This is a genomic window from Oleiphilus sp. HI0061 (genome assembly GCF_001635675.1).
The window spans coordinates 1-5308 of the sequence record NZ_LWFE01001160.1 but is presented as its reverse complement, the minus strand read 5'-3'; the positions used below and the strand labels follow the sequence as shown (position 1 = coordinate 5308).

The window sequence follows — 5308 nt, the reverse complement described above, 5'->3', positions numbered from 1 at the left end:
GAAGGTGATGGTGTACGCATTCTGAATGCCTATGAGCGCTTGTTACTGGATGCACTGAATGGCGATGCCACCTTATTTGCTCGTAGCGACGCCGTGCAATCCTGTTGGCAGTTTGTCGAGCCTATTCTGAAATATCAAGCTGGCGACCATGCCTTGCATGGTTATGCGAGTGGTACATGGGGGCCGAAAGAAGCCGAGAGCCTTCTTCGGCGTGATGGCCGTACCTGGCGTTTTCCGTGTAAAAATTTAGCCAATACTCATTATTGTGAGTTATAGCGAGATAAAAAATTCTTAAGCAGGGGGCAGTATGAATGCGAGTAGTGATGGTTCTATTATAAGCATTTATGAATCAGCTGATGAGCTTGCAGAGGTAGTGGCCAAACAGTGGCTGGCTCTGAGCCAATCTGGCGCCGATATCCATATCGCTTTATCGGGCGGGACAACGCCCAAACATATTTTTGGCTACATAGCCCACAGTGATTACGCAAATAGCATTCTTTGGCGGAACTTACATTTCTGGTGGGGAGATGAACGTTGTGTGTCGGCTAATGATGAGCAAAGCAATTATGGTGAAGCCATGCGGCTGTTGTTTAGCCATGTGCTAATTCCAGCGAGTAACATTCATCCCATTCATGGTGAATTAGCGCAAGAAAAAGCCTTGATCGAATTCAAAGATGAAATGCTGGCTTGTCTGCCATCAGTATCTGATGGAGTGAATGCCTTTCCTATTTTTGATTGGGTTATGCTGGGTATTGGGGAAGATGGACATACTGCCTCATTGTTTCCTGGCCAAACAGATTACGACTGTGCTCAGAGTGCCGTTCAGGCGACTCAACCAAGCTCCAAGCAGGAGCGAATCTCGCTAAGTGCTTCAGTCATATCATGTGCCAAGAGAGTGACATTTATTGCCTTGGGTAAGAGTAAGGCAAGTGTCGTGCGAGAAATAGTCGATCAGGCAGAAGTCTCTAAAAGCTACCCGGCAGCCAATATTTTTTCACGAATTATTGCAAGCTCAGGGTGTGTTGAGTGGTATTTAGATGCGGAATCGGCAGCTAAACTTAGCGAGCATTAAACAAGAAATAGTCGAGGGATAATTATGGCGGATAACAAAGCAGACATTGCAGTCATTGGTCTAGCGGTAATGGGGCAAAACCTGGTTCTGAATATGAATGACCACGGTGTCAGGGTCGTTGCGTATAACCGAACGCAGAGCAAAGTATCCGAGTTTATCAAGGGTCTTGCTGCTGATACGCTAATACAAGGTGCAAATAGCCTTGAGGATATGCTGGCGAAGCTCTCCTCGCCTCGTAAAGTGATGTTAATGGTAAAAGCTGGTGAGGTGGTGGATGCCTACATTGAACAGCTACTTCCTTTGCTAGATGATGGTGATGTCATTATTGATGGGGGCAACTCCGACTATCGAGACACGGCTCGACGAGTAGAGTCATTATCTGAAAAAAATATTCACTATCTCGGTATCGGTGTTTCCGGTGGTGAAGAAGGTGCACGTTATGGGCCGTCTATCATGCCTGGTGGTGATGAGCGAGCCTGGCCGCTAGTAAAGCCTATATTTCAGGCTATTGCGGCGCGCACCGATGCTGGTGAAATTTGCTGCGACTGGGTTGGCTCGGGCGGTGCAGGGCATTTTGTGAAAATGGTTCACAATGGCATCGAATATGGTGATATGCAGCTCATCTCTGAGGCTTATCATTTTATGAAGAGTGGGTTGAATTTGAATCACCCTGAAATGCAGAAAAGTTTCTCGGCATGGAATAAAACAGAGTTAGATAGTTATTTAGTTGAAATAACAGCCAATATTCTTGGCTTTTATGAAGATGGGCAGCCCTTAGTAGAGAGCATTCTTGATACGGCAGGGCAGAAAGGAACCGGTAAACTGACTGCAAATAGCGCACTTGAAAACGGTGTACCTTTGAGCTTGATTAGTGAGTCGGTCTTTGCACGATATATCTCCAGTTTCAAAGAAGAGCGAATCGCTGCTGAAACAGCTTTCGCGCGTGAGATATCTAGTGTTGGTGGAGATAAGGACGATTGGCTTGAAGCGTTGAGAGAGTCCTTATTGGCGTCTAAGATCATCTCTTATGCTCAAGGTTTCATGTTAATGAAGCAAGTTTCAAACAACTTGGATTGGAATCTGAACTTCGGGAATATTGCTTTAATGTGGCGAGGAGGTTGCATTATCCGAAGTCGTTTTCTAGAGAATATTCGTGACGCCTTTATAAAGAACCCTGAGCTCTCTTTCTTAGGAATCGATGACTATTTTCAACAATTATTGAAGCAGTCACTTCCTTCCTGGCGCAGGGTTTTGGGTAAAGCGATTGAAATCGGGCTACCAATGCAATGTACCGCGTCAGGCTTGTCTTTCTTTGATGCCTTCACCTGCGGAAGATTGCCAGCAAATATGCTGCAAGCGCAACGTGATTACTTCGGTGCGCATACTTATGAACGGGTTGATAGAGATCGAGGCGAGTTTTTCCATACGGACTGGATTGGAAGTGGTGGAGCGGTATCCTCCAGCCAATACAATGCCTAATATATGAGCGCAGCATGATTCCATCGGCGAAAACAATTAATGCCTATACAGAAGATGTTCTAGGTGAACTCGATGGAGTAGGAATTGCCGAAAGGGTTCGTAAAAGAGAAATATCGGCCCAAGAGGCGGTTGAAGCGAGTATTAGTCGCGCGATGCATGTTGAGCCGAGCCTAAACAGTCTTGCTGTGGAAATGTATGACAGGGCTCGACGGTACGCATTGTTGCCTAATTCAGGGTATTTTTCCGGTGTCCCTAGCTTTATTAAAGATAATGACGACTTTAACGGAGTGCCCTCCGCTCATGGTTCCGCAGCGTTAAAACCTAAACCCGCAGCAAAATCTTCAGATTTCGTACGTCAATTCCTGTCGCTAGGCGTCGTGCCCCTAGGAAAAACTCGAATGCCTGAGTTTGGCTTAACGGCTACGACTGAGTCTAGTTATTTTGGCTCGACTTCTAACCCGTGGAACCTTGAGCGTTCAACTGGCGGTTCATCCGGCGGATCTGCCGCCATGGTTGCAGCTGGCGTTGTGCCCTTTGCTCATGGGAATGATGGCGGTGGTTCTATCAGAATACCTGCGGCATGTTGCGGGCTAATAGGGCTGAAGCCTACAAGAAGTCGCTTAGTCGATATGAAAGGGTCCCATTTATTACCTATCAATTTGGGGCACCAGGGAATTCTAAGCCGTAGTGTTCGCGATACGGCGATGTTTTATTCCGAAGCTGAAAAGTTTTATCTCAACCGAAAACTACCTGCGCTGGGTGAAATCACCGGCCCCGCTAAAAAGCGACTTAGAATCGGCTTTTATACAGATGGCCCTGGCCATCTTTATAGTGATTCAGACAATGCGGCAGCCGTGCATCAGGCGGCCAGAATATGCAGTGATTTAGGGCATGATGTGGAAGAAGTTTCGTTTCCATTTGACCCTGCTTTTGGGGACGACTTCTTGCTCTATTGGGGAATGATGGCGTCGATTTTTTCTACAACAGGTAGCGTTCTGTTTGGTACTAAGTTAAATAAGAAAAAGCTCGAACCGCTGACCCTTGGGTTAAGTAAGCACTTCCGAAAACATATACTTAAAGCGCCTTTAGCGATTAAACGCTTACTGGGTTTTACTAATGTTTATCAACAAGAAATGGCTAACTATGACCTTATGTTATCGCCAGTTTTAGGGCACCCACCGCCGAAAATAGGCTATCTTGCGCCTGACGTAGAATTTGAAAGTGCTATAGAGCGCCTAAAGCATTTTGTACCTTATTGTGCGATTCACAATGTCTCGGGCGCGCCTTCGATTGCTTTGCCTATTGGCGTTAGTCAAAAACAGGTGCCTGTTGGCGTCCAGTTCTTTGCACAGTTTGGAGAAGATAAACGCTTGCTTGAGTTGGCTTTTGAGATTGAGGAAGCAGTGCCTTTTGTGTTGAATAAATATTGAATTAACAACGAGTATGATGAAGAAAGGGATCGAGGTATGAAAAAGGTGTTTGGCATATTAGTCACTGTATTGTTGCTTGCAGGCTTGAGTGCTTGCGACAAAATTAACAATGCCAGTCGAACGATGGATACGATGTTAGGGGGGGGATTATGAGGTTCATATTCAGGGCTTTGATAAACCTTTCTACATAAAAGGAGGGAAGGTTACTTCAGTACCTGACAAAGGTTATTATGTATTTTATCCAATGATTGAGGGTAAAGAGAAGCTGGTTCAATCGCCTATCCAGTTAACGACGATTATTAAGACTGATTGATTGTAGGCAGAGTCTTCCACGGCTCGCAGACGGGCAAGCAAGGGTTGATCCTGCGAGGGAATGGAATCCTCTGCCTATGTTTAAAGAATGGGCGGAGCAATCAACCTACTTATGCTTCACATTCATCGTAATATCAGCGGTAAAGCACTTGGTTCCTTCTGTGTCATACGCTGCTACGGGCACGACTACCTTGCCTTCCTGTGAAAAATCGACGTCTGCCGCTTCACACACAACTTTAAGGTCTGTTTTAGCTTTTGCGATATATTCAACAGTCATACCTTGAGGAACCCATCGGGCACCAGCGGGAATCGAGACGTCAGTTGTCATACCGCCTGCTAATTCAGCAGCGTTACACATTGCAATGGCATGAACGGTACCGATATGGTTGTGCACCTTCTTTTGGTTTTTCAAGCTAACTTCACAATAGCCTGGTTTAAGGTCAATGACTTCTGGGTCAATTGTCCCAAAGTAAGGTGCGATTTGAGCAACGCCCTTCGAAAACATCTCTGGGCCCATTTGTTGGAACATTGCTAGAAATTGACTCATATTGAATACCGCGTACTTATTTAAAAATGTCGATCACCTTGTTTAGGAAGCGACTGACGGTTTCAAGCTCTTCTTCTGAAAATTCTTCACTGAGCTTCTCGTTTACTTGCTGGATAAGTGGGTAGAGTATCGGTAATTTATTTTTACCCTCGTCAGACAAAAATAACCTTGATGCTCTGCCGTCTTCGGCACATCCTTTGCGCTCAATAATGCCGTTCTTTTGCATTCGGCCAACCAAACCGGTGACTGCAGAGTTATTCAAACCCAATGCTTGTGACAGCGTTTTCTGTAAACAGCCTTCATTTTTAGCAATGAACATCAGTGCAGCAGCTTGAGTGACTGGAATCCCCAGGCGTTGCTCGCACTGGGTATCTGCAAACTTAAACATTCGGTGCTGAGCCATGTTGATCAGAAAGAATAACCTTTTATCCACTGTCGATTCCTTGTCTAGTAGTTATATAGTTCATA

5 protein-coding genes and 1 pseudogene are annotated in these 5308 nt (G+C 45.5%); 4 read left to right on the top strand and 2 right to left on the bottom strand.

The window, feature by feature from the left end; genetic code table 11:
* The 4 genes and pseudogenes from A3735_RS17580 to A3735_RS17565 form a co-directional block, all read left to right on the top strand.
* Positions 1-276, top strand: a pseudogene (locus A3735_RS17580) (hypothetical protein); the annotation flags it as partial.
* Positions 277-307: 31 nt separating this feature from the next.
* Positions 308-1072, top strand: a complete 765-nt coding sequence (gene pgl, locus A3735_RS17575; RefSeq protein WP_197469694.1) for a 6-phosphogluconolactonase — start codon at positions 308-310, stop codon at positions 1070-1072.
* 24 nt (positions 1073-1096) lie between these two features.
* Complete coding sequence (gene gnd, locus A3735_RS17570; RefSeq protein ID WP_068514356.1) at positions 1097-2551, top strand: decarboxylating NADP(+)-dependent phosphogluconate dehydrogenase; 1455 nt, start codon at positions 1097-1099, stop codon at positions 2549-2551.
* Between the two features lie 14 nt (positions 2552-2565).
* Positions 2566-3981 carry an amidase gene (locus tag A3735_RS17565; protein WP_068514359.1) on the top strand — a complete coding sequence of 472 codons (1416 nt, stop codon included), beginning with the start codon at positions 2566-2568 and terminating at the stop codon, positions 3979-3981.
* 418 nt (positions 3982-4399) lie between these two features.
* On the opposite strand, the gene A3735_RS17560 is transcribed toward A3735_RS17565, so the two are convergent.
* Entirely contained in the window at positions 4400-4840 is a 441-nt protein-coding gene (locus tag A3735_RS17560; protein WP_068507593.1) for a hotdog fold domain-containing protein, read from the bottom strand.
* Between the two features lie 16 nt (positions 4841-4856).
* Positions 4857-5273 carry a MarR family winged helix-turn-helix transcriptional regulator gene (locus tag A3735_RS17555; RefSeq protein ID WP_082865504.1) on the bottom strand — a complete coding sequence of 139 codons (417 nt, stop codon included), beginning with the start codon at positions 5271-5273 and terminating at the stop codon, positions 4857-4859.
* Between the last annotated feature and the right edge of the window lie 35 nt (positions 5274-5308).

Bases quoted from the DNA above. Each gene is read 5' to 3' on its own strand.
- pgl (WP_197469694.1), top strand. From the start codon at position 308: ATGAATGCGAGTAGTGATGGTTCTATTATAAGCATTTATGAATCAGCT.
- gnd (WP_068514356.1), top strand. From the start codon at position 1,097: ATGGCGGATAACAAAGCAGACATTGCAGTCATTGGTCTAGCGGTAATG.
- A3735_RS17565 (WP_068514359.1), top strand. From the start codon at position 2,566: ATGATTCCATCGGCGAAAACAATTAATGCCTATACAGAAGATGTTCTA.
- A3735_RS17560 (WP_068507593.1), bottom strand. From the start codon at position 4,840: ATGAGTCAATTTCTAGCAATGTTCCAACAAATGGGCCCAGAGATGTTT.